The sequence below is a fragment of the Enterobacter cloacae complex sp. SHL020 genome (assembly GCF_049236945.1).
Classification (GTDB): Bacteria; Pseudomonadota; Gammaproteobacteria; order Enterobacterales; family Enterobacteriaceae; genus Enterobacter; species Enterobacter dykesii.
Genome location: NZ_JBMKJF010000003.1, coordinates 515,968 through 540,129 on the forward strand (window position 1 = coordinate 515,968; position 24,162 = coordinate 540,129).

The following is a 24,162-nucleotide window of genomic DNA, read 5'->3' on the forward strand; positions in this document are numbered from 1 at the left end:
CCACGGAGATAAATTTCTCAATAAACAGTTACTACTGCCAGTTAATAACAATTTAGTGTTTGTTAAAAAACGCAGATAGTGCGCCATGCAAAAAATTGAGAAAAGCATGGGGATGTGTGTATTCTTCACCATAGCGCATGTGCGCTTCTTGTGAGCAGGCTATTTCGTAATAACCTTGTTCGAGAATAAATGTAGCTCTATCGTTCAATTTCAAAAGAAATCGAATAGTCCAGTGACAGAAAAAAGAAATACTATTCATCACTCTCAACCTTGTTGTAAACACGGGCCACATAATGCCCCCTGCCATCCCCATGCCCCAGGTCCATTGATGCAAGAGCCTGCGCCTCTTCTTTACTGAAGCCGTTTTTCATATGAAGATTCATCACATCGACAGAATAGGCATAACGCAAACTGTGCGGTGCATATTTCCCGGTCAATCCGGCTTCGCGCACTATATTTCGGTACCGTTCGATAGCGGTATGTAATGACGGCTTATCGATCAACTTACCGTTATTTTCATTCAAATATTTCAGCGCAATACTGATTGCGGAAAGAGTAGCGTCACGATCCAACACAGTTGTGTCTCTGGGACGACCTCCTTTTGTCCCGAATACAACGCGAATTTTTTCGTTACCAGTGAGAAGCATTTTTTGCCAGGTTTTTAATGATTTCGCGGACTGAACTGTTTCTTCGGTTCTTAAACCCAGTAACCGGGACAACCTCAATGCACATGCTACACCTTCATCCTTTTGTTCTACACTCGTCAGCACCTGCCGGAAATAATTATCGGGAATGGCAACCTTTGTTCCGTCACGACTGGTTTCTGAAATACCCAGAGCCTGATTGCTCAGTTTTTCGTGAGCCGGGTCAGCCATAAACGTTTTTCCTGCAACCCGAAGCAAACCCCGGATGGCCGACATTTCATTCTGGAGAGTGCGCTTTGAAATTTCCTCAGAGAGCCGGCTTTTCATATACAACTCAATATGTCCGGTCTTTATGTTTTTTATATCTCTAATCTGGACGTTAAGTTTTAATAAACGCTCAGCAAACCTGTCCGCAATTTTCATGCGGTCAGAGACAGTCTTAAAACTTCCCCCTGCCTGTCGGGCAAGCGTTTTTAAATTCTTATTGAGTTTTGCCATAGTCAACCATCCTTTTCAAACAGGTGTCAGTGCTTTTCCGTCTGAGTGAACGGAAAAGCACTGACACCGACTGCGCTACAACTACAGACGATGAATTTCACCCCGACGGCACGGTTTAAGGTTGCGCTTCCTGCGTCTCGACAGATAACTGTGCATCGGGGCGGCGAAAAGTTGAGTTATTGCGAAGCTCCCCAGGTCTCTGACCTGCTCGCGGTTTTCACCGGGCTGAAATGAATCAGTCTGCTTCCACACACCAGTATGTCTACTGGTGTCGCCATCGATATCGTGTCGATTTTTCTCCTATTTAAATGGAGTCCTGACCCGTTTTTTATGGGTAAGACGTTTGGTTGATATTTGAACAAACAGTGAGTGATGTACGTCTTTAAGGCCCTCAAACCTTAAATTACGTGTTGGTCAGTTGGTAAAAGAGTTGTTGAAACGGCAGTGCGTCAGCTCTGCCAGTTATGCGCTGCGCGCGTCACTTGGTACTCGTTTCACTCGACCGCAAGTGACGCCGCGCTCCTCTGCTCTCAATGCATTCGTGGAAGATGCCCAAATGTTCCAAATGGTCATACCCACGCCGCAAAGTTTGCAACCGGAATTCAGCGTCTGAACGAAAGAGAAAACGTTGGCGAGTAACGCCATGGAGATAAAGAAGCCATGAACAGGCATTGAAAGAAAAGGACCTTTGTCGTTGTACGACCTCCGTTTTCAAAGGTTAAACGGAGTTACCGCCCTAGGGCACCGTCTCTCAGGTCATGACGGTTTTGGCATGCAATCACCCGAAGGCGTCCCTCTCAGATTGCCGGGACATTGGCATGTTGCTTTACGCAACGGTACAACGAGGAGATGTTAGATCGAAGCATGATCCTTTGACAAGTCAATTGTCATAGCCACATGCAAATCATATAAGATAAGTAGTCTGAAGAAAGAAACCTGGAATATAGGTTCTATAAATTCTTAGAACCCTACGCCATTTCAATAGTAGTTAGAAGGAACGGGAAAGTGGTAACCTCCCCCATGTTGTAGAATGCCTCATATCGAATAATTGCTGTGCGGAATGCAAAGTTAAATTACTGTATCTTTCCTTATAAGAGTCTCTGATTTTAGCATCATTAATGACAATGCTGGAAGCAGGGATTTCAACAACACCTGTTAAGGAACTGTTCATTATTATCCACTCTTCTCCTTCCATTTGCCCGGAAGGGAACATTAAGTATGAGTACAAGACATCCTCTGCAGGTATGCTTAACTCAATCGATATAGTTCCATAGCCACCTTTGTCATTGGTGTCGGTAAAAGAGTTAAGTAAGTCCATATGTACAGGTATTTTTTCTTTACCTAATAAATCAGCTGCGGATTTATAAAGCATTAGTAACTCGCTGTAATTAAGGCGTTCGGAAAAATTATATGATACTATTACTTCTTTGACTTTTTGTTGCGGTAATTCTTTGGGTCCTATTTCTCTCCTCAATTTTACATGAGTCACTCCCGCAGTATTTAAAATTTCCTGCTGGTGACGGTAAATGTTAATCAGTTCGAGAATAACTTCTTTTAATTGTGATTTACTCAGGGGAGCAATAAAAGCATCAACCTCATTACTATACCTTGAGTATATTCTGTCATCATCAATGAGCTTTCCATGGACATCAAAAGCCATAGATAAGAGTCTCAATAAGATTGCATATCCATTTCTTTTTTTATCACCAAATCCAGTTATGAATCCATATTTCTCTTCATGACTCCCATAACCAATACAAGCTGATAAAAGCTCGCTTTTCAATTGAAGCTTATGGTCATTAGAATAGATGTCTAAATCATGTGTTTTAGATGAGGGCATATTTCCACCAGTATAATTAAAACAACTACATATTCCCAACAAACTATAACTCATGCGAAACTGGTTTTGTTGTAAATCAAAATTCATCTAAGGATCAGTTTCAGAGTCCGTAATGTGGTGCCTGATGAAACGAGCTGTGATTGCAGTACAAAAATTTGCCAGTAGTGCTGTTTTTTAGTACTGTTATTCGACATAACAACCTTTGCTATGTGTTGTGAATGAGGAAGACCCGATGGCGAGTGACTGGAATGAAGAGTTAGACAAATACGAGAGTGGGCGTAGTTTCGGGGATGATTTGAGAGACTCAATCAAGACTGCTTTCTCAGCTACTTCTTTAGCTGCTTCAAAACTGCCTGATTCGACTTTTAAAGCTAAAAAGCTTAAGGATGGCTTTCGTGATGGTTTTGAAGGTTACGGTTGGTACGTAGGTAATTACAGAATAGATCGTGATTAAAGGCTGTCAGTGATTGATCTGTCAGCCTCACCATTGGTTCGAAAAATAGTTAGATTAGTTTCTTAGCCCCAGCTTTAACAGCCTCACCGGCCATAGCTCCCCCTTCTTGACCTGCTTGTTGAGCTTGAGCACCTCCCTTAATGAACCCCTCAGCAATGCCTCCAATTTTCACTCCAATCCAGCCCAGCATGCCCACCCAAAAAGCTGGGAACACCACATACATCATCCCCAGTACCAAATTCATGATCCATCCATCTCTTGGAGAGCTGAGGAAATCTGCGATAGGTTCACCTGAAGCAAGTCCGTTAGCAGCAAGGCTTGAGTACAAAATGGTTATCAGTCTGTCATCAAGCCAGCCAGCAAGCTCCCACCAGAAGGTGATGAACTGCAGTGCAAACAGCGCAAATGATATAGTAACCACCGTTTTGGGCTCGTAGGCACTGAACATCATCAGCACAGGTATGACAGTAATAATCATCATCTGCAATAGCGCCTGTATCATCGGAAGCGCCTGTTTCAACGCATCGAAGCCAGGAAGTGCCTCTACCTGTTTCATGCCTAAACCTACAGTAGATGCCAGCCGTGAGAGATTGCCGCCAATGCCTGACGCTGTATCATCCGCACCGGCCATATAGGTCACCCCTCCGCCTGAAAGTCCGGCGTTACGCGGGCTGACTATCCATCGAAGTACCACTTCCTCCCACTGTTGACCTGGAAACTGCCTCTGCACTTCTTTACGTGTGTAATCACTGAAAGTGGCTAGCACGCGAGTGCGCAGCCCGGATGAGCCACCGGACCACCACGTTTTACAGGTGGGATAGCCTCCCTGACCGGTGTCCGGATAGCCGCTGTCGCGCGTGCTGTCATAGGGCCACTGGCTCCTCGGGGTGGTGGCGGTGTAGTAATCATAGTAACCCGATGTATTCAGGAAGTAGTCGCTGCCTATCCAGCCTACCGAGTTAATGGTCGCATCGCTGAGCTGAGTATTGCTGTTTTTGAGGCGGAAATATGCCCGGGAGTAGCACTGGTCGGCAAAATCCTGCACCTCCTGCAGCAATACAGGGTCACGCAGCTTGGTGTTCTGCACGTCAAAGCGCATCTGGCGCAGCTGTGTGCCGCAGGGGATAGATGCAATCATCGCCTGTGTGGTTCCCTTAGACATCATATGCAGCAGATACCACCATATGGGTACCTGAGCGGTACGTCCGTCAAAGTCGTTAACCAGTCCGCTGTAACCGGAGTTTTGCGGCGTAGGCACGCTGATGCCACACTGCTTTGCTCTCGAACTGTCGAACTTAATGGTGCTGATATCAACCGGCAGGAGTGGAATACAGCAGAACAGCATCACCACGAACGAGACGTAAATAGCGTGCTCGATGCGCGGCATAGCAAGAAGCCCCTTGTTCCCCTCATCCGCACCTTCCTCACGCACCTTAAGCCAGACGCCAATCACTTTAAACACCAGCGGCAGGGCAAACAGCCCCGTGCTGCTGAGGATGGTCCACATGGCGTTATTCATCACCCAACCAAAGAGGACCAGAAAGTATTCCAGATAACTGTTTGCAGTCATGGTCTTTTCCTTATGCCGTGCCGGTCCAGGCCACGCACTCTGTGGCCAGAATAAACAATACGCCGAGCAACTCGGTGCGCGGCAGGCGCGCACGGACTTCCGGCCAGCGCCTCAGCAGTTGTGGGCGTACCTTTATGAGCCAGACTCCTGCGATACCGGCATACATCATCAGTCGCCAGGCAAACAACGCCCAGCGGCTGTCATGCAGCCAGCGACGGGTCAGGTGGCCATCCGGGTCGTAAGCCATAAATACGGAAGCCAGGGCAAACATACCTGCAGTAATCAGAACCAGGACGGATACCATCATAATGAAACGGCCTGTGCGGCCGCGGAACCAGGTGCGTTTCATGTCAGTTTGCTCCGGAAGACTGCGTCTGGTTCATCTGGCCAAAGCCCTGGTCCTGGTTGCCGGACTTCTGCTGCAGCTGGTTGTCCTGGTTACGGGTTCCCTGACGCGCGAGCGTGGTCAGCAGGCTGTTGTTGCTGATGGACTTGCGAAGCTCCATTTCATTACGCAGGGCATTCAGTTCCCGATCGAGCGCATCAATACGACGGTCACCTTCGGCAATCGCCTCTGGCTGTTCCGCTGCGTTGGGCTCAGATTCGCCCGTGGTCAGCATACGTCGCATGGTCAGCGCGGTTTCCACGGTGTCAGCCATCGCCAGCTCACCGGCCAGTCGCTGAACCAGCGCGACCTTGTCCGGGTCATCGCGCAGCGACTGGATGACGCCGCGCGTCACGACAAGACTGCCGGTTTTAAGGGCTGCGAGGTTATCAGCTGTTGGCTGCAGTTCTCCGCCGACCAGCTTGCCGAGCTGCTCAAGATTGGCTTTGGTGGCATCTTCCAGCACCGGCGAGAACCCTGTACCGGCAAGCGTGCTACCAGGCTGATTGTCTGAACCGCCGCTGGTGCACTCGCTGGTCTCACGGCAGGTGCGAATGGAACGGTCGCCCAGTACTTTAACCACCGCTGCGGCGGCCGCATCGGACGTTGGCCATCGCTGACATACGGTGCCACTGCAGCCCGATGTGCTTACGCTGCTGTTACTTGTGACCGGCAGGCTGTTCATCATGTTGTATCCTGCCTTCGCGAGGTCCCGCGTCGGCTGAATGGCCTGCTGGCCTTTTCCGCCGCGTTTCTGACCTCCGACCCAGGTCACCCCCTCTTCACCGGTTGCTTTTTGCAGTTTCTGGTCGCTGGAGACGGCATCACCGCCGCTGGAGGCGACAATATCCTTGTACTCTTCGGAGACGGCGGCCTGTTGCCACTTACTCCCCAGCGTATAATCGGCAAGCTTTTTCGACATGTTCTGGCAGTTGAGCTGAGCTTTATCAAAACTGAGTCCCGCCTGCAAAACGCCGTTGGTGAGCATTTCATACAGTCCCGGATTCGCCCGCTGGATGGCCATTGCCGGCATGCTCATGACTGCGCCGGTTGCGCCCTGAATAACGTTACCCATCAGGTCCTTAAAACCACTGGTGACCCCGTTGAGCTGATTGCCCACGGTGGTTTTCAGGTCAAAGTTGCCGCACATGAGGTCGCTGCTCCAGCCGCTGTTCAGACCTAAACGTGACATGTTGCTGCGGCTTGGCGGCGGGGAAATGACCGATCCGCCCCCGATCGAATAGAACAAACCATCATTAATGGCGCCGCTGACCGAAGCGCCCCCTGATGACAGCGAGGTATCAACGGCCAGCGCCGGCATGGAGATAAGAGAAAAAAGCGTGCACGCCGCCACCAGGCGGAGTACAACCCGTGTCTGCTGTTGTTTCATAGGTTTATCCTCAGGAGAAATCGGTGCTGTAAAGGAAGGTCTGGCCACGGCGCTTGCAACAGCTGTAAGGTTGCCAGAGTGCCCAGGCGTAGTTGCCGTCTTCAGCAATCTGGCCATCAGTGTCCGGAAATACCGCGCAGCTCTGCGAGAGCTGAGGAGATAGTCGCTGCCACTTGTGATTTTTGGTTCCCGTGTTTTCCTGTACCGGATCGGGTGGCCAGTAGCCTGGTGAACGCTGGCCTGTGAGCGGACTGTAGACGTGAAGCTGACCCTCCCGGGTGATGATATCAGCCACGCGCTGAACCACGATTGCCGCGGATTTGTAGCTGTCGGTCTGCGTGACAAAGCCGCCACGTGGATAAACGTTGCCCCACATCGTCCCGGATGTCGTACTGCCAATTTCACGCTGCCCCGGGATTAGGGCTTCCGGATAGAAGGATTCAGGCACGCCGGTGCGCCAGGCGAGGGCATCGAGAGCGCTCGTAAAATACGGCATAGAGGGGATGGCGGCGCTGTCACAGGAGTAGCCCGACACCATGCCACCGATGAGTTTTGTCGCGGGATGACCGTATGCATCACCATAGTAAAAGTGCAGGTTCTGCTTGCGCTCGCCGGGCGCCTTCATTTCCTGGCGGCCGCCACCGGTCGGCACACCGGCCGCGCCGCCCAGAAGGGCGCTTTCGGCGCCGTCTGCCAGGCTGCTGACGGCAGACATTTCGGTCCAGGGATTGGAGCCGGGGCTCAGATAGGCCGACACCACGGCCTCAGGGATATAATGCGTCACCTTGACGGATGTCTTCACCGAGCAGCCGAACGGCGTGCAGAAAAGCCAGTAGCAGATACCGCTGATGCGCCAGCTGATGCAGTCCTGACTGGCGGCGCTGGAGAGCAGGCTGGCAGTATTGACACTGGCCATCGTGCCCGTGCAGGCCAGCAATGTGGCCAGCGCCAGACGGCGTGGGCGGAAGAATGACATTTTCACTGGGCTTTCTCCTTCCAGGCATTGAGCTGCTGCGTGGCTGTACCGACGTCGGTGGTGCCGTACACGACCCACCTGTCGTCAAACACCACGGCAGGGTACTTTTCCAGCCCCAGTGTCCAGGCGTGCGTGAGGCCGACGTAAGCGCCTGACAGTTCCTGATGACGCTGCTGAAAGGCCTGTGAGCTGACGATCGCGCGCGCCTGCTGCTCAGCCTGCGCTGGATCTGCCGGCAGGGGCCCAAACATCTGCGCCTGAAGCCTGTCGGGCGCATCGAGCAGAACGACGGTGACCTCTGGCCCGGGATTGCCCGCGACCGGGTGGGCGCTGTCGGTGTAAATAACGGTACCGGCGCATGCACCGGCGGAAAGGAATAACGCTGTGAAGCAGCTGACGTTTAATTTCATGGAGAACACTCCCTGAGTGAATAACCCGCTCAGGGTGCGTTCAATATCGGGGCGGGTCAGTAATTAACTCTGAGCCCGTAACTGATATTTTTTCGCCACAACGTCTGGTTGACAGAACGGAAAAAGTGCACCGATATGTAAGGTGACAAACCGGGGGTTATGCACCGTTTCATTTCAGACGCTACCACTGTTTTTGCGCCACTCAAGGTAGTCCAACTCCTTCATAAATCCGGCCGCAGCGGCGTTACGCTCGATGCTCCACCGCGTTTCACCTTCGTGAAGGAAAGGAAGCCAGTCAGAAGGGACAGGACTTTCACTGGAGGGTCCAGTTCCATATTCATAAAGGTCTTCCGTTTCAGTACAGTCCGGGGTAAATCTGGCGTACCAGAGGTCACTGTTTTCCCATGCCTGCATTCCCCAGGCAGCGAGTGCCTCTTCATCGGAATCGGTCGCACAGGCCAGGAACTGAACGACCCAGTCAGTTAAAGCGTCTTGCGTTGCCCCGGGCAAAAGCGACAAATAATGCGTTTTACACGCATCCAGCCACTGCTGCTCTGCGGAATCCTGCTGCTCATCCGTCAGCATATCGGATGCGTTCTCCTCAGATGAATACCATTCTTCCAGAGCCTGCTGCTCCCGCAACCGCTGAGCCTGGTTTTCACGGGTCTGCTCAATACCGGTGGCCACAACGCTGTTCCAGTCAGTTTCAGCCGGAGCAACCTGGGCCGAACCGTTCAGCAGCTGATTAAGCAGACTGAGCCGGGAAATATCTTCCGGCTCTGACGGTGCGTTGACAGCGTCTTCAATGCCTTCGCGGCTGATTACGCCGGGCAGGCCCTTTTTCTCCCTCCCGGTGCTGGCCCGCTCTGTCAGATATCGCTCTCTCCAGGCCGTCCCGGTCGCGCGTTTACCCTCACCCTCTAGACTCGTGGTGTATTTCATCAGCCAGACATGAATGTAACGCTGGCGATCGGGCGCACACAGAATGCTGATATCATGAAAGCGCTGATAAAAAGCCTCGTCGTGGCCACAGTCCATGCTGTCACCTTCGTGTGCCACCTCATGCTCCGTCAGGCTGAACAGGAGACTAGCGGTCTGGAGCGCGTCGGATTTAAGCCGGCGCACAATATCGATGTTATAGGCAATATAAGTATCTCCATCCGTCCACGCATCGGCAGACGTAGACTCACCCAGCAGGATCTGAAAACGTTTGCCGCCATAAGAGCGTGACTGATAGCCAGACTCGCCCCCCGAGCACACGGCGGCATACTGGGCCAGGCACCAGCGCAGTGCTGTCCAAGCCCGACGCGTTTCCTTATCAAGCTGTTTTTCGCTGACCATCTGCGTGCGATCGATAAAGTTGGCGCTGAGGGTGTCAAAATCAACCAGCGCCAGGTCGGTCTGCCAGCCGGCACCCCATCGCTGTTGCCCGGGTAACTGTTCACGGAACGCCAGCAGGTTTGCGCGTACGCGGCTCAGGCATTCCATGAACTCATCCGGTTCAAAGCAGCCGAAGCGGGCGAGTGTGACGGGGTGCACTACGGGCGCGATACCGGCCCGGGCAATAATTTCCCCGCGCGGAACATCGCGTGCATACCGTACGAGGGTAAAACAGTTTTTGTCCGTTGCCGCCGGGTAATAGCGGCATTTACGGATGAAGTGCTCGAGCGTGACGTGGCGTTTTCCGGGCAGGAGGGTGATGACCTCCTCACCGTTCATTAGCTTCTGGAGATCCCCCTCTCCTGCGAGCAGCGCGCGCGCCGTTTTCTCCCGTCGCGCTTCTGTTTTACGGTGCTTTCCCTGATTGTCTGAGAAATCGGCGGCAAGCTCGCCAAACCGGGCTGCAACGACTTTCCAGACAGGGCAGGTCTTGCGGAGGATTTCAGTCCGCGAGACGTTCAGCGCAAGAGGCTTTTTGCTGACGATGAGGCCGCCGGTACCCCAGATATGGCCAGGGTCGTGACGCACCAGAACACCCTGATTGTAAATCGACAGAGCGCCGTCTTCCCGGAGACGATACCAGGCCACATCGTCCTCCGCGTCCCATGTCTCTTTAGCCGGCTGGCGTGAAATCAGGGTACCATTGAGGCATACCGAGACTGGGGTATAGCGCACCAGGTCGCGTATTTCCTGAATGCACGACATGCGCTCCTGGCTGCTCAGCGGTTCATACCACTCCCCGCGGATACAGCAACCCGGCTCAACCTCCGCAATTTCCTCCAGGTCGTAGTGATATCCCATTACACGGGTATCAACCGACATCTGCCAGCGCTGCGATCGCCAGACTGTGCGGGCATGCGCCATAATCTGGCCGCGGCCCAGACGAAAGCGACCATAGGTCGCATCCCCTTCCTGGTGCGGCGTGCCAAAACGGCCAAAATAGCGCTTAACGTCATCATATGAAGTAAATCCGCGACCGTCATCGCGGCAAGAGAAGCCCTCCTGGGTAATATCGACAGTGACGGCGCCGGCGGCGGCATCCACGCTGTTCATGATCAATTCGATAACAGCTTTACCGATTGAACCGGCCTGACTGTAGATAATGTGATGAATAATTTGCGGATCGAGCTCAAAGGGATGGCGCATTAAAAGACTCCTTTTTATGGACAAATGTCCATTTTCTGGTAATGCGCGCAGGGTTAAATAAAGAACTGTGATTGCCATTGTGAAAGAATAGGTGGCACTGTTCAGACATGAGTCATGCCGGTGGAGAAAATGGAACTGAAAGACACGATTGCTGAATCGCTGGAAAGAAGGGGCTTATGGCGCCGTGCAGCCCAGCGCTGGCTGACCGTGCTGGATGATATTACTGACGATGCCTTACGCGAGGCCATCATCCGCCGTAGAGAGCACTGTCTGGGTCTCGCCGCCAATCTGTCACCAGATGGTCGGAGAAGCGAGACACGGCGACTATATAAGATCCAGAGTCGCTGCAATGATGGCTACTGACCTGGGGAGGGTCAATGGAAGGCATACATATTGATATTTGTGACGTGATTGCTGCGGATGATTATCGCATTGTTGAAAACGGACTGAATGGATTTAACGATAACACGACGGGTTACTGCGATCGGCAGCCCCTTGGTGTGATTGTCAGAGACAGCCACACCGGCAAAGCTCAGGGCGGGATGATCGGTCGCACTTCTCTGGGACTAATGTTTATCGACTTATTCTGGCTACAGCCGGAGTTACGTTTTCAGGGTTTGGGGAAGGAAATCCTTACACGATTCGAAAGCGAAGGTAAGAAACGAGGGTGCCTGGCGGGTGTACTTTACACGATTAGTTTTCAGGCACCAGAATTCTATAGAAAATATGGCTGGGAGGTGTTTGGTGAAATCAATTGTCAGCCTGAAGGTTCCAGCCGCATATTTATGAAAAAAACACTCTGAAATTTTCTGGAAAACGCGGGCTCTATGCCGCCCGCACCCGCAGCCTGCCTGACGGCCCGACAGCAAAAGTCGCTGTCTGGCCGTCAGGCAGGGCCGGTTTAATTACATGCTACTCCGCCGGTTACCCTGTCTATCTCCTTCAATACCCACAACAGATCGGTGGCATCCGGCACGCAGATATTCCAGCGCAGGCTGGCCCCGAACTCCGCCTCATTGGGCCATAGCGTATTTCCCGTGACGGTGATCAGAATATCGAGCGTTTTCTCATGAGCATCAGCCAGATGAACCGCTACACAACTGCGGCGGCCTACCCGGTGGGGATACACCGAGAGTAGTACGGGTTTGTCCAGACGGTTAATGATTTCCCGCTGCAGCAAATCCAGCGACACGCTGTCAGCCTGCCCGATTGAAGCCATTCCCTGAGGCGGAACGTTAAAAATGACAGAAGCGATCAGAGCCTTGTCCGGTACGACCATTGGCGGTGCCATAGTCAGTTTTTTCATGAATTCCCCTGTCAAATACTCAGTCCGCGATTTTCATCAAGTCGGCGCGCAACATGAAACGCAGCCTCAAGTTCACTGCAATTTAATTCGTTCATGATTTGCCGTCTCTCGGCTTTTTCCGGTTTTTCAGTCATCCCTAAAGCCAGATACAGACTGGGCGGAACTGCACGGAACAGGGCCTGGACTTTTTCTGAAAGAATGACCCCTTCGGTATATTTTCGCGGCACCTTGGTGGCAGAGAGCAGCATGACACGCTGTTCATCCGTGAGTGTCTTGAAACGGGCAATCTGCTCCACTTCCTGCGGAGGCATTACCAGACATATCCACCACTCCGCCATGTTCAGCATTTTTTTAGCCGTGTCCGGGAAATCCTCAAGGTTCTGAGTGAATATCCAGAGCCATGTCCCCAGCTTTCGCCACATTTTGGCAATTTTGGTGGCATAGGGACCCAACAGCGGGTTCGTGGTCACAATATGTCCCTCATCGATGGGTACAATGATATCCCTGTCGCTGTACTGGTCGCGCTCGGCGATATTGTTGATGGTGTTCAGCAGGGAAATAACGGCTACCGCCATTTGTGCTTCATAGCCCTCACGGGCCAGCGTACCCAGGTCAACGATTGTCACATCCGCCTCTGGCCATGGGGTGCCGGGACGGTTGAAGAGTTCACCTTCAAATCCTTCCGTGAACATCCGCAGCGCCTCTGACATCTCCTCTGCGCGGGAGCGACGTGCAGCGGTGCGTTTTTCGCGGCCGTCTTCACCGTGGCTAATATCCCGGGCAATATTCTGCAGTGCAAACATCAGGTCTTCAGGCAGCATCTGCCGGTCTTCATCATACGCGGTTCTGGCCGCAATCATGATGGCCTCACGTATCATGCCGCGGTCTGCGCGCGTTAACCTAGATTCTTCAGCAGCTTCTCCACCGGTAATCATCAGCCGGGCAGCAATTTCCATCTCTCCCAGCACATCCCGCTCTTCATCTTTATCTTCATCATCAATATCAGGAAGCGCGTCTTCACTGATGATGAGCGCGTCCGGTTTCACCTGCATCAGCAAATGAGAATCTCCGAACGGCGCAAGCGAGATGACTTTTCCGGGCTTGATGCTCACCCGGTGAACGCTGAGGCCGAGAGACGCGCAGTAATCACCAAAAAGTCCGAAGCTGTTGCCCGCTTCAATCAGAAAAATACGGGGGCGATAAATGGCCATCATCTGCGCAAGCTTAACAAGTGCCGTTGCAGACTTACCTGCACCGGTGGGCCCGAAGAGCATCAGGTGGGCATTCTGCGTACGATCATTCCTGTTCAGTGGGTCGACCGAAAGGGGGCCGCCTCCCCGGTTAAAGAACGTGAAGCCGGGGTTGCCGGTGCCGGTATCTCGTCCATACACCGGTACCAGACAGGCAAAATGCTGCACGAACATTAGCCGGGTATACCAGTTGTGACGGTCCTGCGCCGGATTGAAGCACATGGGTAAGGCGCGCATATAGGTACTCAACGGACCGATATCATGCTCAGGGTTTACCGGTTCCAGCCCGCAGTTGAGCAGCTTACTGCTGAGATCGAGATAGCGCCGATCAAGTGAAGGCAGATCCCGCGCTTTGATAAGCAGCGTAACGGCGGCGCGATAAAGCTTATGTTTATTGCCCAGGTAGGTACGTGCCGTGGCGGCGTCTTCACGCGCGCGAAGGGAATCCACGTTTTCACCCATTGAATCGCGGCTCAGGCGGGCAAATGTCTCCTCCAGTTTATCCTGCGGATGGATCACCAGAGTCAGGGTCAGCACCGTCCCCTCCGGCAGCAGATCCATGATGGCATTGATATTATCACCACGTTTTACCTCTCCGGTCAGATGTCCGGTGGAAGGGGCGTTGCGCAGTCTGGCAACGGGGACGGCCTTGTGCGCCACATCATCGAACCACCATACGCCTTTCTCCCCGTCGCTGCGGGGGCGGGTAAACCACAGACTTTCACTGAAATCATTTAGCAACGGCAGCTCGCCGGGCGCATCGTCGGTGTGTTTTGCGCAGCGGTACAGCGTGGCCTTGTCTACCCATTTCGGATCCGGATTGAACCAGCGCAGTAGCCAGCTGTGGATCTGCTCTCCATTCTGACGCTGACACCGAATTCCGGCGCCACTCAGTGCGGAAGTCAGTCGATCGCATACCTGTTTGAGCAGTACTTCAGGCGCCATCGGGTCACGGTATGGAGATTCAACCCAGCGGTAGATCACCATTCGGGTTCGCCTGATCTGACCGCGCCAGGGCGCACCGGTCACCGCATCATCTACGAAGAGTCCCTTTTCACTGGCCACGTTCTGCAAATGACGGGCCTGCTCGCTGAGCCAGGCTTCCGTAAATGCGGTTCCCTGCGCACCAGGTTTGACATAACCCCGGATATTATCCATGTAGGCAGTCAAATCTGATTCATCCTGGCAATAGAACTGTACTACCCACTGATGGGCATCCAGCTCCGGGAGACTGTCCTGCAGGGCATTTTCCACCACGTCGCGAATTTCGTCGAGTCGCGAATCCGGACGCCCCTCGGTTCCGACCGGAATGATTTCGTAAACGGCGCCTACCGAAACGCCGTCATCGAGGAGGATGCACTCTTGCGCCGGGAGATATTCTCCCCATGGGATGTGATCGATAATGGACGGGGCTGTACTGTACAGGGTCGCTTCATCACGGCGGGTCAGACGTCCTTCGCGGGTCAGCGGCTCATGTCCGTTAACAGAAAACGGGCCGTCACCGTACTGGTGCGGTGCCTCATCTTCCGCCCTGCGACGGAAAAGTGAAAAAGCCATTACAAATCCTCCGTGCGCTCGCCGGGCAACGCGTACTGTACCTGGCTGTAAAAAGGAAAGACGGTGCTGTAACCGGGCACCGGCGTATTGCCCTCAGCGAGATGCGGGAAGACGTACATCACCATGTCGGGATTAGGCAGGCGAGGAAACGTCTGCTGGATTTCGTTTTCCTGCGTGCGGCTGTAACTTTCACGAGTCTGCTGAGCGATCGTCCGCTCAGAGTCCGTCACGGGCCGGCGCAGGGTGGTACGACTTTCTCCCGTGGCGTGGGAGGCGGAGGCGCCATCGTTCCACAGCTCGAGCATAGAGCTGTCACCGGGCGGCAGCATCTCATCCTTTGACGTGCTGCAGCCGGCCAGCAGAAGGGGCAGCAAAAATATCAGAGGTAACATACGGTGGTATTTAGCGGTTTGCATGGTCTTCCTCCGTTGTTTCAGCCCCGGTTATCACAGCAGACACCTGCAACACCCGTCCATCCGGAAGGGAATAACGCACATCTTTGCGTTCCCGTGCCAGTTTCTGACCTACCGCGAAAATGGCGCAGTCCGTCACATCGTGGTGAATCCCCTCCCACTTTCCGTTGTCTTTGCGGACAAAGCCCGCATAAAGTCTTCCACCGAGTGGGGTATACCCCACCCTGTATTCTAAATGGGTGTTTTGCATTGAATTCCCCGTCAGTCCATTCCTGTGCCATTACCGGCAAGGCTGAAGTCATATTTAACCTTGCGGCCTTTTTCTTCATAATCGATGGCCAGCTGGCGCGTGATATGTAAAGCGACCTTCTGACCAGGTGGGACATAGATGGCGTCGAAGGTCTGTCCGTAGCGGGCTTTAACCCAGTCGATCGTTTCCCTCATACCGCCTGAGAGCGCTTTGCCCAGCACGGCCTGACCGGCATCACCGGTGAGAGACGAAGTCACGCCACCGTAGGCGTTGGTCTGGGTGGTATTCTGGTTCTGCGCAAATGCGTCACCCGCAGCTCCCGCGGCGGCAAGCCCTGCGATGGTCGGCAGGTAGGTTGAGGCGTTGCTTTTACGCGTACCGGAGATGCATGGAATGCCGTTATCGTCTGAAAGCCATCCGATGCTGCTGTTATTGCCGTTCGCATTACCACTGTTCTGGGTGCCGCCACTGTTCTGGCCATCGGGAGAAGGCAGCGTTCTGACGGTACCGTCGGTAAAGACAAACGTAATGCTGGTAATGGAGCCGCGCACGCAGGATAGCGTCCAGTCACCAGTGGCGGTCCCGGATACAATAGCGCCCTGCACGTCGGGCAGTTCGATGCCATTAGCCGTCAGGTTGTCTTTACCAATCATGACTTTAAAGGGATAGGGATCCGTGACTTTGCCATCAATCGGAATACGCCCCAGGAGTGCTGTCATCGCGCGGCTCCCGACCAGCGTTGAGTTCTCCGGTAGCGTATAGACTGGATCGGTGGCCTTTTGTGCATCAGTGAGTTGAGTCTGCACCGCTGCGGCAGTATTGCCGGCAGCCTGTTTTCCCGCCTGACCCACATCACCAAACGATGTGGCAAACGAGAAACCCGTTGCGTTATTTTTATTGGTTTCAGTTACTGCCTTTCCGCTGGCATCAACGGCAATACCGTCTTTAGGTTCTACCCACTGCAAACCGTCTGGAGAAGGGGTGCTTGCGGCACCGGGATTGAGTCCATTGTCGTAACCCAGCCCTATCGGTATGTCACCGCCCGGACCGCTGCTTTTTGCACCTGCATTTGTACCGGCCCCACCGTCCTGCAGCTGATCCATGAGCTTCTTAACCTGCGTACCGAGATCGTTAACCTGCGCGCTGAGCTGAAGGCGCTTCTGTGCCTCTTCAGCGCGAACATTGCTGACAACCTGATTAATTTGCGCATCAACGTTGCCGTTAGTGGTTTTGAGCGCCTTGTTTTCGTCACTGAGTTTTTTATTGTCATCAGCAAGTGTGTCCAGGCGATCCTGTACTTTACGGAAGTTGCCCACCACCGTGCGCAGCGTATCCTGCGGCGTATCACCTTCAATACCGAGCGTTTTAAGGTCTTCTGGTGACAGGTCTTTCAGTGCAGCATTCGTTGGTGCGTGTGAACCGGTGGAGGGCTGGCCACCGCCTGAGCAGGATTTCACGCCGACGACAATGGCGCTGGCCAGCACCACCGGCACAGCGACCCTGACAATGAGATTAGAGGAAGGTGCTTTCATTATTTTTCTCTCCGCTTACGGCCGTCAGCAGGCTGCAGTGACGGCGGTTCGGCGATAAAGGCTCCCTCCGGACGCCCGGACGTTACCAGATAAAGCACCGTGGTATCCTCTGGCGTGCCTGCACGCCCCAGCCAGCGGTGCTGGAAGGCCGCCGTCATGAACTGGCCCTCAAGCGCACGCGGATCGAGGATGACCTTGCCCGGTGAACGATTACGCACCTGCAGGGCAATGACGCTACTGCCCTGAAGGCTCCAGGCTGCCATTGGCGTGACGGAAACGGGTTCAGAGGGCATGAGCGTAGTAATGGACGACGGCAGTTTGAGGGATACCGGACTGATACCCGGCACTGCTTCTACCGTGCGCAGCGGACCATACATGTTCTGCGCCGCATAGCGGGTCAGGACCACCGGCAGCGGCGCATTAAGTTTCGCCGGCTTACGGTCTGCCTTAGCTGTCTGATTATCCGTTTGCTGAGCGCCACGACCGGTGCTGTCCCCATCACTGCTGACGGACTGCTTGTCACGCGCAGTAGCCGTGGCCACCTCACCGTCATACACAATTTTCACTGGCTCACGTGTGGTTTTACCCGGCGCTGCAGACACGTCCAGCAGAATAAGTTCCCCGTTCTCTTTATCCTGAAGCTCAAGTCGCGTCACCGGGAACGCTTCGCTGGCATCGAGATACACCGCACCACCCGTGCTTTGAATGCGCAGTTTGCTGTTAAGCGTGGGCGGAAAACCCACTCGCACGTTTTTATTTACGAATACGATGCGTTCCTGCCCGACGGTAAGCGGGACCTGAAGCGGAATACGCTCCCACTTCATCAGTTCCACCGCACTGGCCATACCAGGGAGAAAGAGGCCAGAGAGAAGAACAAGAGAGTACTTTTTCAATGTATGCCTCATCACTTTTTCTCCGGCTCAGGCAGGGTGACAGCCTCCAGGCGCTGCGGCGTGGCCGCATAACAGTCCAGCGCGAGACCGAAAGGGTTGCGCTCCGGATCGCCTTCCCAGCGCACCACTTTCAGGGGGTAGCGTACCAGCGCGCGCTTAACCGACTCAGTGTGGTAGTACTCATCTGCCACCAGGTCGAGCTGTGCAATCCAGTGGTCCTGATCGAGAATGGTGACGCTGCGGTTGCTGTAACCACGGCGCGGGATTTCATATACCACGCGAACGCGATCACGAAGCTCATCACTGTTCTTACGCATCTCTGCGTCTTTGTTCAGAAAGTCCTGGCAGGAGGGCGTCAAGTAAGGGCTCATCTGTGCGATTTTCGCCGGATAATCCACCTCGCCATTTTTTGGCCAGGAATTCAGCTGCTGGAAAATGTAAAAGGCAAAGCTGTAAACGGTTGAGGGCGGGACCTCCCACCATTTACGCGTACTGCCGGAACGGAGATCTGGCGGGTTGTGAATAGTGAGTTCGGCAGGCGCCCGCATCCAGCCGATGCCTGTGACCAGCATGCCGGCGAACAGCAGCGCACAGGCGATGCGCAGGGAAATAATGTGATTGTCGCGTGCCGTCATGCCATTACGAAAACGACTCATCTCTCACCCCCGCGCATGACAGCCCGGGTACGTTTTACCTCCCAAGCACGGCTGCCCAGAACCATTGACCGTGACAGGCGGGCCCTACAGCGGATTTCTTCCAGACGCTGCCAGATGTAGTTTTCCGGCTTGCCACGTTTGTAGCGGGCTATCCAGCCTCCCCCAAGAAAACTGACAATGAGCGGCATGAGAAGCATGCAGGTTGGAAACGCCAGCCACCCGATAAAAGGCACCATCGCCAGCGGTACTGCCAGCGGTATGCCGGCAATAACACCTGTGATGGCCGCCAGCAGAAACTCACCAGACGTAAAACCTTTCCACACCACAGGAGGGTTATTCAGACGGTCAGGAAGGAAATCGATGACGGCCATACACGCTCCTTACAGAATGTCTGAGGCTTTGGTGGCCAGATAAATAACAACAAGGATGAGAATGATGCCGACTACCGCGTAAGTCAGAAATTCCGTCCAGGAACCTTTACCTTTACGGATGTCATGGAAAGACGTAATGACGGCATGGGCGACGGCCAGAAAAGCACCGACACAGATAATCAGGCCAAGTGCCAGACCGCCCATTTTGGCGTAGCCCATCATGGTGTTGTAGGTGCCGCCACCACCTCCTGTAGTGGGCTGCTCAACAGAGGGAAGGTCTGCCAGAGCCTGTCCGGCAGACATTAATCCTGAGAGCAGTAGCCCCGTCCGCGCAAAAGCAGAGTGGTAAAACCTGAGTAACTTGGATTTCATTGATTTATCCTTTCAGTGGAAAAACAGAAAGAGCATCGACAGGTAAAGCACGACCAGTCTGACGGCGAGCTCATTGAACTGACGGAACGTCACGGATTTTGATACGACCCCGCGATAGGCCTGAACCAGCGCCCAGGCGCAGAAAAGCAGAATTACGACCGCAAGCGTGCCGAGAACGAGAGTATTCAGTTGCCCAGGAGTCAGGCTGCTACCGGTCCCCGCGCTCCAGCCGTTCAATTGCGCACCGTTCATCGCCATGCGGGTTCCTCAGCACGATACTGGCCGGTAACTGAGGACTGACGGGATGCAGGCTGTGCCCGAGAAGGTTCAAGATAGGTCGATATACCCTGCTTCATGGTGGAGATGTCGCGCGTTGCCTGCTGGTAATCGAAATAAAAACGGGCATCCTGGGTCTGATTGGCCACCACACGCGCCCGATCCAGACCGGCCTGCACCTGATCCAACTGACGTAAAACCTGCGCCAGCTCGTCTTTCTCTGATGCATGGCACTGCAGAACGGGAAGTGTGGCTATCAGCAGTACAATGAGTTTTCTGGTGTGACGCATGGGGATCTCCCGGTTAACTGGTCGTCGGGAGATTGACGTAAAGGGGAAAGCCTTACAGCAGGAAATTCTTAATGCTGATGTGAAGAAAAACAGCATGACGTGTTTTGATTCTTCTAACCGTTAACATCTGAATAATCGCGGTGTGGGTTTTGTCTATATGCTGCGCAAAAAAAAACCCGCACCAGCTGCGGGCCTCCGGGCATAGTCCCGAAACTACTACTCTGGAGAGATTTCAGAGATACTTTTTAAATGAACCGGTCACTACAGCCAATATTGCGCCAACAAGTAATGCTGATGGGAGGAGTAACAGGTTTGGCCATACTGCAGTAGGCCATGCGAGATAAAGCATGCAAGGTCCGTACAGCGCGGGTTTGATGAAACGTTTTGCGTGGTGATAGACAAAGCTTGATTCATAACCCGCACCGTAGCGCCGCAGGTCACGCCGGACCAGCCCGTCAACCACGCCCGTTATGATCACCAGTGCAAAAAGAGGTAGACTCAAAAAGAGGATCATGACCCGGATAAAGAAAATCAGCGTGACCCAGACCGTTGCCTGAAGATAGACCTCTAGCCAGCTGACCAGGGAGGCGCCAACGCCGTTCAGCGCCGGAATAAGGCCACTTCCCTTTTTACTCAGGGAGTTGAACGACTGCAGCCAGCCGCTGAATCCGCTGTCCACAAAAAGCCACTGCCATGCCATATGTACCCATCGACTGACGGTCTCGACCGGCGCGCTCATCAGCAGGCTACGGGTGTACCCCTCTGACAGCCACCGGCTCTCTGCCAGCATGACGCGGTAGCTGTGTGCAGCCCCTTCATCGGGCCAAAGCAGAGCAATGCAGGCGTACTCAATCAGCAGGCTGACCAGCAATGAGCCCAGCAAAATGCCAATAAGACCCATCGGAAAATCCCACAGCAGCATGCCTATCGGGCCAGACTGCCGCTGACGAGCTGGCTGGCTGCGCTGCCCGTTTTCACTGTCCTGCTGTGACATCCGATCCCCCCGTAAACACCAGGTCACCGCCCGTCCACCACGTTTCACCCGTGTGGTAGTTCTTCTCCATGCTGTCAGCGAGATGTTTCAGACTGGCAGGCATATGCGGGTCGTCGTTATCTGCCGGCAACGGCATACGAATTTTCCATAGCTGGCCGCCTTCCAGCAGCGCAAATGCCTGCCCCTTGGGCAGGTTGATGATATCGGCAGGGCTTATCATTGGCGTTTTTATCAGGCTCACCTGATCGTTGACGTTACTATTGAAATCCGTGCCTTCGCCAGGACGGGACACGTCGGTAACCCCGGAAGTAAGCGTTTTCTGGTAGACGTCCACTTCCGGAAGCTGATCGGTGAGCAGCATGGCTGTATTCTTCTCACGCACACGGAGCATCACCAGGGTATTGAAGTTACCCACAACCTGATTGGCTTTGGCCGTGCTGCCAATGCGGGCCTCAATATCAGACAGTGTCTGCGTGTAAGCCGTCACCTGAAAACCGGCGCCGCCGCCTTTGTTTATGAGCGGGATGAATTCATCCCCCATCAGTTCGTTAAACTCATCGCAGTGCAGGTTAATGGCTACTTTTGACGACTGGCCCTCATCTTCATCACCGAGACCGAATTTATAAATGTGACCGCCTTCGGATACGAGGTCAGCGAACATGCTGTTACCCACGGCGGCGGCCACAACAGGATCAGAGAGGGCGTCGAGCCCGACATAGACCACGCCGCGCGATTTGATAATGTTGTGCCAGTCCAGAATCGGCCGGGGGTCGTTGAGGTCAGTGTAATCCGGGGCGAGAAGCGCCGCCGTTTTACCCGTGGTCAGCTTCTCCAGCAATGGCAGCAGGGAGGCGACAATCTTATCGAAATAGGTCCGGTCATACTGAACCGCGCTGCGAAGCCCGTCCAGCACGGGGTCCCAGAGCTTTTTACCCTCAGGGCTCCCCAGTACCTGTTCGGACACCCATATCTTTGCGCCATTGGGTCTGCCCTGAAGATGGCGAGGTAGGTCCTTATCGCTTACCCCGTTGCTCATCAGTGCCTCGACCGAGTTCATAAGCTGCGGCGCTTTTTCACTCAGCAGATTATCGACATAGGTTTCATAAAGCTCACCGATGTTGGTGACATAGCGGAGAATGAGACTGTAGTCGGGCCGCTGCCCCAGAGCGACCAGCGCGCGCGTGATGATATTAACAAAGCGCCAGGCGAACTCACGAAATGCGGCAGAGTTACCCTCACCAGAGAGCTGACCGGCCACGCGGGATGCCACCTCAGATATACGGCTGAACCTTCCTACTGCGTTGTAGCGTGCGCTGATATCAGGCCAGCCCAGGTGAAACACCCAGAAATTATCCTGACGCCCCGCACGATGAGACTCGGCGTACATTCGACGTAGCAGGTCCGCATCGCCTTTTGGATCAAATACGATGACAACCTCATGCTCGCCGGCCGCATTTTTCCGCCGGATATCCTGCGTAATGAGCAACTCTGCCAGCCGGGTTTTGCCCACGCGCGTAGTGCCAATGACCAGCATATGCCCCACGCGCTCGCCAAGATCATAGGTGACAGCGGTTTCATCAGGTTCGACACCATGATAAACCGGACTGCCGCCAACCGGAGGCAACGGACGGAAAGGGTTAAGAGCTGAATCAGTCCGCGTCAGACGGCACAGCCAGGGGAGGCTGTACTCCATCTTTTTTTCCACGTCACGCGCCATGCGATACAGCACTGAAGGCTGAACATATACTTCACACTCCGGGCGACGCGCTTCCATCAGCCGCTGCGTGTGGCGAGCTGACCACCGGAACCCCTTCCCTAAAAACAAGTGGCGGCGGCTGACGGGTATCTGTTCACTGGTGAGAACATAACGGGGAAGACGGCGGATGTTGCGGCGATAGCGCAGTATCTTCAGGCCCTGCCGGGTGCGCTTCAGGGCCAGCACCCCAAATCCCGCAGCAGTCACCCAACTGACGGAAGGCGCAAGCGCCACCGCCCACGGGGCTGTCAGACAGATGCAGGTCGCGCTTGCAGCGACGGTTGCGGAATACATTTCTACGGCCGGACGGAGCAAAGACTCCATGACGTAATCATTGCTCATGGGCGCTTCCATCCTGTCAGCCTGTGAAAAAAGCCGGTGCGGCCAGCTGACGCACGCTGATCGCGCCACATCCGTAGCTCATGGAGAAGTCTCCAGCCATCTTTCGGGTCTGAGACAGCACGAGCGGCAGTGACTGAACTGACGGCGGGATTTTCACGGTACTCCCGCTGCCAGGAGCCCGAGCTGAAATACAGCGAGCTGGAATACGTATCAGTTTTCCAGCCTGCAGTATCCTCACGGCCGCGATGGATGTGGTTGACTTCAAGGTCCATATAAAAACCTTGGGCGGTATGCTGACTCAACTCATCACGAAGCGCCACATACACGGCCAGCAGAGGTTCATCGAACTCGTAATGACTGAGATGCACCCCGTGCAGATACGCCATTTCCCGCTCATGGAACAAAAACCGCGCCAAACCGCTGCGATGATTGCCGTCGGCGCCGATATACCAGTCAATGCCGTTGTAGCTGTTGTAATACATGGAGGGCTTTTTGCGTTCAGTCTCCAGATAGTACCCCGGGTTGCGTTCGAGCATGGGGATATTGCGGTCCATGCGTTTACCACGATGAAGGAAATCATGCCAGGTGAGTCCCTGATAATCCGGGTGTTCGGTTCCCTTAATGCAAAACACGTTAATGCTGCCCTGATCCGTCCAGTAATGCCGGCGCAAAAAACCACCGTGCAGCCGCAGTTTATGCTCATCCCATACGCCAATAATGTCCCCAGCCCAGTGCGGTGGATTAGCGTCCGTTCTCGTCAGAAAGTCACTCATGGCTTATTGACCTCTTCCTTTACCGGCAATATCTGGCCAGTCATGATGGGACCCGACGATTTTACGGACCTGAAAAACCAGCTCGAAGAGCAGACCGGCGAGGCACAGCGGTATATATGCGTCGGGCAGCAGACGCAATGTACGTAATAACCCTGCATTCAGGACCTCTGGCGTGTAGGCCGGGCTGATAAAGACCGCTACAGGCACTGCAGCCATAACGACCGACGCCAGGCAGCTGAAAAGAAAAAGTGGACGAAAGATAATGATCCTGATTGCACACTGGACCAGGTTTCCAAGGACGGTATAAATCATTCTGGCCCTCTCCGATGTAAACATGTCACAGATAAGTTCGGAGGGGGGCGTGTTGAGTTTGCGCAT

Annotated in this window: 26 protein-coding genes; 3 read left to right on the top strand and 23 right to left on the bottom strand. The window is 54.0% G+C overall.

Annotated features, from left to right (window positions below):
* Positions 1–251: 251 nt before the first annotated feature.
* Together ACOTZB_RS11300 and ACOTZB_RS11305 are read right to left on the bottom strand one after the other, a co-directional pair.
* Complete coding sequence (locus ACOTZB_RS11300) at positions 252–1,142, bottom strand: integrase domain-containing protein (RefSeq protein ID WP_058973036.1); 891 nt, start codon at positions 1,140–1,142, stop codon at positions 252–254.
* A gap of 988 nt (positions 1,143–2,130) precedes the next feature.
* On the bottom strand, positions 2,131–3,069 hold the full coding sequence (locus ACOTZB_RS11305) for a hypothetical protein (RefSeq protein ID WP_421627163.1): 939 nt from the start codon (positions 3,067–3,069) through the stop codon (positions 2,131–2,133).
* 145 nt (positions 3,070–3,214) lie between these two features.
* On the opposite strand from ACOTZB_RS11305, the gene ACOTZB_RS11310 reads away from it, so the two are divergent.
* On the top strand, positions 3,215–3,436 hold the full coding sequence (locus ACOTZB_RS11310) for a hypothetical protein (protein ID WP_421627164.1): 222 nt from the start codon (positions 3,215–3,217) through the stop codon (positions 3,434–3,436).
* A gap of 49 nt (positions 3,437–3,485) precedes the next feature.
* Here ACOTZB_RS11310 and ACOTZB_RS11315 read toward each other — a convergent pair whose 3' ends face one another.
* The 6 genes from ACOTZB_RS11315 to ACOTZB_RS11340 form a co-directional block, all read right to left on the bottom strand.
* Positions 3,486–5,006 carry a conjugal transfer protein TraG N-terminal domain-containing protein gene (locus ACOTZB_RS11315; protein ID WP_421627165.1) on the bottom strand — a complete coding sequence of 507 codons (1,521 nt, stop codon included), beginning with the start codon at positions 5,004–5,006 and terminating at the stop codon, positions 3,486–3,488.
* A 10-nt stretch (positions 5,007–5,016) separates the two neighbouring features.
* Positions 5,017–5,355, bottom strand: coding sequence for a hypothetical protein (locus ACOTZB_RS11320; protein ID WP_421627166.1), 339 nt, complete (start codon positions 5,353–5,355; stop codon positions 5,017–5,019).
* Between the two features lies 1 nt (position 5,356).
* The gene (locus ACOTZB_RS11325; RefSeq protein WP_421627205.1) at positions 5,357–6,712 is read right to left on the bottom strand and encodes an integrating conjugative element protein; all 1,356 of its coding nucleotides are present in this window, start codon (positions 6,710–6,712) and stop codon (positions 5,357–5,359) included.
* A 79-nt stretch (positions 6,713–6,791) separates the two neighbouring features.
* Positions 6,792–7,757, bottom strand: coding sequence for a TIGR03756 family integrating conjugative element protein (locus ACOTZB_RS11330; protein WP_421627206.1), 966 nt, complete (start codon positions 7,755–7,757; stop codon positions 6,792–6,794).
* A gap of 2 nt (positions 7,758–7,759) precedes the next feature.
* The gene (locus ACOTZB_RS11335) at positions 7,760–8,167 is read right to left on the bottom strand and encodes a TIGR03757 family integrating conjugative element protein (RefSeq protein WP_421627167.1); all 408 of its coding nucleotides are present in this window, start codon (positions 8,165–8,167) and stop codon (positions 7,760–7,762) included.
* Between the two features lie 174 nt (positions 8,168–8,341).
* A complete protein-coding gene (locus ACOTZB_RS11340) occupies positions 8,342–10,753 on the bottom strand; it encodes an ATP-binding protein (protein WP_421627168.1) in 2,412 nt (803 codons plus the stop codon).
* A gap of 129 nt (positions 10,754–10,882) precedes the next feature.
* On the opposite strand from ACOTZB_RS11340, the gene ACOTZB_RS11345 reads away from it, so the two are divergent.
* Together ACOTZB_RS11345 and ACOTZB_RS11350 are read left to right on the top strand one after the other, a co-directional pair.
* Positions 10,883–11,116, top strand: a complete 234-nt coding sequence (locus tag ACOTZB_RS11345) for a PerC family transcriptional regulator (protein WP_421627169.1) — start codon at positions 10,883–10,885, stop codon at positions 11,114–11,116.
* A gap of 14 nt (positions 11,117–11,130) precedes the next feature.
* Positions 11,131–11,556 (top strand): GNAT family N-acetyltransferase, encoded by a 426-nt coding sequence (locus ACOTZB_RS11350; protein ID WP_421627170.1) that lies wholly within the window; start codon positions 11,131–11,133, stop codon positions 11,554–11,556.
* 98 nt (positions 11,557–11,654) lie between these two features.
* Here the strand turns inward: ACOTZB_RS11350 and ACOTZB_RS11355 are convergent, their stop codons facing one another.
* The 15 genes from ACOTZB_RS11355 to ACOTZB_RS11425 all read right to left on the bottom strand — a co-directional run bounded on the left by ACOTZB_RS11355 (position 11,655) and on the right by ACOTZB_RS11425 (position 24,162).
* Entirely contained in the window at positions 11,655–12,059 is a 405-nt protein-coding gene (locus ACOTZB_RS11355; protein ID WP_034948945.1) for a hypothetical protein, read from the bottom strand.
* An 11-nt stretch (positions 12,060–12,070) separates the two neighbouring features.
* Positions 12,071–14,866: a conjugative transfer ATPase gene (locus ACOTZB_RS11360; protein WP_421627171.1), complete on the bottom strand. Its 2,796-nt coding sequence runs from the start codon at positions 14,864–14,866 to the stop codon at positions 12,071–12,073.
* Positions 14,866–15,282: a TIGR03751 family conjugal transfer lipoprotein gene (locus tag ACOTZB_RS11365; protein WP_034948940.1), complete on the bottom strand. Its 417-nt coding sequence runs from the start codon at positions 15,280–15,282 to the stop codon at positions 14,866–14,868. Before ACOTZB_RS11365 ends, ACOTZB_RS11360 begins: the two co-directional genes overlap by 1 nt.
* Positions 15,269–15,529 carry a DUF7446 family protein gene (locus ACOTZB_RS11370; protein WP_421627172.1) on the bottom strand — a complete coding sequence of 87 codons (261 nt, stop codon included), beginning with the start codon at positions 15,527–15,529 and terminating at the stop codon, positions 15,269–15,271. Before ACOTZB_RS11370 ends, ACOTZB_RS11365 begins: the two co-directional genes overlap by 14 nt.
* An 11-nt stretch (positions 15,530–15,540) precedes the next feature.
* A complete protein-coding gene (locus ACOTZB_RS11375; RefSeq protein ID WP_058973050.1) occupies positions 15,541–17,061 on the bottom strand; it encodes a TIGR03752 family integrating conjugative element protein in 1,521 nt (506 codons plus the stop codon).
* The gene (locus tag ACOTZB_RS11380; RefSeq protein ID WP_421627173.1) at positions 17,061–17,966 is read right to left on the bottom strand and encodes a TIGR03749 family integrating conjugative element protein; all 906 of its coding nucleotides are present in this window, start codon (positions 17,964–17,966) and stop codon (positions 17,061–17,063) included. Before ACOTZB_RS11380 ends, ACOTZB_RS11375 begins: the two co-directional genes overlap by 1 nt.
* A complete protein-coding gene (locus ACOTZB_RS11385; protein WP_058973052.1) occupies positions 17,966–18,610 on the bottom strand; it encodes a PFL_4703 family integrating conjugative element protein in 645 nt (214 codons plus the stop codon). Before ACOTZB_RS11385 ends, ACOTZB_RS11380 begins: the two co-directional genes overlap by 1 nt.
* Entirely contained in the window at positions 18,607–18,981 is a 375-nt protein-coding gene (locus tag ACOTZB_RS11390) for a TIGR03750 family conjugal transfer protein (RefSeq protein WP_421627174.1), read from the bottom strand. The genes ACOTZB_RS11385 and ACOTZB_RS11390 overlap by 4 nt, the downstream gene beginning before the upstream one ends.
* Before the next feature lie 9 nt (positions 18,982–18,990).
* On the bottom strand, positions 18,991–19,353 hold the full coding sequence (locus ACOTZB_RS11395) for a TIGR03745 family integrating conjugative element membrane protein (protein ID WP_058973054.1): 363 nt from the start codon (positions 19,351–19,353) through the stop codon (positions 18,991–18,993).
* A 12-nt stretch (positions 19,354–19,365) separates the two neighbouring features.
* Positions 19,366–19,611: a TIGR03758 family integrating conjugative element protein gene (locus ACOTZB_RS11400; RefSeq protein WP_421627175.1), complete on the bottom strand. Its 246-nt coding sequence runs from the start codon at positions 19,609–19,611 to the stop codon at positions 19,366–19,368.
* Positions 19,602–19,919, bottom strand: coding sequence for an RAQPRD family integrative conjugative element protein (locus ACOTZB_RS11405; RefSeq protein WP_034948935.1), 318 nt, complete (start codon positions 19,917–19,919; stop codon positions 19,602–19,604). The genes ACOTZB_RS11400 and ACOTZB_RS11405 overlap by 10 nt, the downstream gene beginning before the upstream one ends.
* Positions 19,920–20,151: 232 nt before the next feature.
* Complete coding sequence (locus ACOTZB_RS11410; RefSeq protein WP_421627176.1) at positions 20,152–20,913, bottom strand: TIGR03747 family integrating conjugative element membrane protein; 762 nt, start codon at positions 20,911–20,913, stop codon at positions 20,152–20,154.
* Positions 20,894–23,011, bottom strand: coding sequence for a type IV conjugative transfer system coupling protein TraD (traD, locus tag ACOTZB_RS11415; RefSeq protein WP_421627177.1), 2,118 nt, complete (start codon positions 23,009–23,011; stop codon positions 20,894–20,896). The genes ACOTZB_RS11410 and traD overlap by 20 nt, the downstream gene beginning before the upstream one ends.
* Positions 23,008–23,784: a hypothetical protein gene (locus ACOTZB_RS11420; RefSeq protein WP_421627178.1), complete on the bottom strand. Its 777-nt coding sequence runs from the start codon at positions 23,782–23,784 to the stop codon at positions 23,008–23,010. Before ACOTZB_RS11420 ends, traD begins: the two co-directional genes overlap by 4 nt.
* Positions 23,785–23,787: 3 nt before the next feature.
* Positions 23,788–24,162: a hypothetical protein gene (locus ACOTZB_RS11425; RefSeq protein WP_421627179.1), complete on the bottom strand. Its 375-nt coding sequence runs from the start codon at positions 24,160–24,162 to the stop codon at positions 23,788–23,790.

Excerpts from the sequence above, each read along its gene's own strand:
- ACOTZB_RS11300 (WP_058973036.1), bottom strand. The coding sequence starts at position 1,142 with ATGGCAAAACTCAATAAGAATTTAAAAACGCTTGCCCGACAGGCAGGG.
- ACOTZB_RS11305 (WP_421627163.1), bottom strand. The coding sequence starts at position 3,069 with ATGAATTTTGATTTACAACAAAACCAGTTTCGCATGAGTTATAGTTTG.
- ACOTZB_RS11310 (WP_421627164.1), top strand. The coding sequence starts at position 3,215 with ATGGCGAGTGACTGGAATGAAGAGTTAGACAAATACGAGAGTGGGCGT.
- ACOTZB_RS11315 (WP_421627165.1), bottom strand. The coding sequence starts at position 5,006 with ATGACTGCAAACAGTTATCTGGAATACTTTCTGGTCCTCTTTGGTTGG.
- ACOTZB_RS11320 (WP_421627166.1), bottom strand. The coding sequence starts at position 5,355 with ATGAAACGCACCTGGTTCCGCGGCCGCACAGGCCGTTTCATTATGATG.
- ACOTZB_RS11325 (WP_421627205.1), bottom strand. The coding sequence starts at position 6,712 with ATGCCGGCGCTGGCCGTTGATACCTCGCTGTCATCAGGGGGCGCTTCG.
- ACOTZB_RS11330 (WP_421627206.1), bottom strand. The coding sequence starts at position 7,757 with ATGTCATTCTTCCGCCCACGCCGTCTGGCGCTGGCCACATTGCTGGCC.
- ACOTZB_RS11335 (WP_421627167.1), bottom strand. The coding sequence starts at position 8,167 with ATGAAATTAAACGTCAGCTGCTTCACAGCGTTATTCCTTTCCGCCGGT.
- ACOTZB_RS11340 (WP_421627168.1), bottom strand. The coding sequence starts at position 10,753 with ATGCGCCATCCCTTTGAGCTCGATCCGCAAATTATTCATCACATTATC.
- ACOTZB_RS11345 (WP_421627169.1), top strand. The coding sequence starts at position 10,883 with ATGGAACTGAAAGACACGATTGCTGAATCGCTGGAAAGAAGGGGCTTA.
- ACOTZB_RS11350 (WP_421627170.1), top strand. The coding sequence starts at position 11,131 with ATGGAAGGCATACATATTGATATTTGTGACGTGATTGCTGCGGATGAT.
- ACOTZB_RS11355 (WP_034948945.1), bottom strand. The coding sequence starts at position 12,059 with ATGAAAAAACTGACTATGGCACCGCCAATGGTCGTACCGGACAAGGCT.
- ACOTZB_RS11360 (WP_421627171.1), bottom strand. The coding sequence starts at position 14,866 with ATGGCTTTTTCACTTTTCCGTCGCAGGGCGGAAGATGAGGCACCGCAC.
- ACOTZB_RS11365 (WP_034948940.1), bottom strand. The coding sequence starts at position 15,282 with ATGCAAACCGCTAAATACCACCGTATGTTACCTCTGATATTTTTGCTG.
- ACOTZB_RS11370 (WP_421627172.1), bottom strand. The coding sequence starts at position 15,529 with ATGCAAAACACCCATTTAGAATACAGGGTGGGGTATACCCCACTCGGT.
- ACOTZB_RS11375 (WP_058973050.1), bottom strand. The coding sequence starts at position 17,061 with ATGAAAGCACCTTCCTCTAATCTCATTGTCAGGGTCGCTGTGCCGGTG.
- ACOTZB_RS11380 (WP_421627173.1), bottom strand. The coding sequence starts at position 17,966 with ATGAGGCATACATTGAAAAAGTACTCTCTTGTTCTTCTCTCTGGCCTC.
- ACOTZB_RS11385 (WP_058973052.1), bottom strand. The coding sequence starts at position 18,610 with ATGAGTCGTTTTCGTAATGGCATGACGGCACGCGACAATCACATTATT.
- ACOTZB_RS11390 (WP_421627174.1), bottom strand. The coding sequence starts at position 18,981 with ATGGCCGTCATCGATTTCCTTCCTGACCGTCTGAATAACCCTCCTGTG.
- ACOTZB_RS11395 (WP_058973054.1), bottom strand. The coding sequence starts at position 19,353 with ATGAAATCCAAGTTACTCAGGTTTTACCACTCTGCTTTTGCGCGGACG.
- ACOTZB_RS11400 (WP_421627175.1), bottom strand. The coding sequence starts at position 19,611 with ATGGCGATGAACGGTGCGCAATTGAACGGCTGGAGCGCGGGGACCGGT.
- ACOTZB_RS11405 (WP_034948935.1), bottom strand. The coding sequence starts at position 19,919 with ATGCGTCACACCAGAAAACTCATTGTACTGCTGATAGCCACACTTCCC.
- ACOTZB_RS11410 (WP_421627176.1), bottom strand. The coding sequence starts at position 20,913 with ATGTCACAGCAGGACAGTGAAAACGGGCAGCGCAGCCAGCCAGCTCGT.
- traD (WP_421627177.1), bottom strand. The coding sequence starts at position 23,011 with ATGAGCAATGATTACGTCATGGAGTCTTTGCTCCGTCCGGCCGTAGAA.
- ACOTZB_RS11420 (WP_421627178.1), bottom strand. The coding sequence starts at position 23,784 with ATGAGTGACTTTCTGACGAGAACGGACGCTAATCCACCGCACTGGGCT.
- ACOTZB_RS11425 (WP_421627179.1), bottom strand. The coding sequence starts at position 24,162 with ATGCGCAAACTCAACACGCCCCCCTCCGAACTTATCTGTGACATGTTT.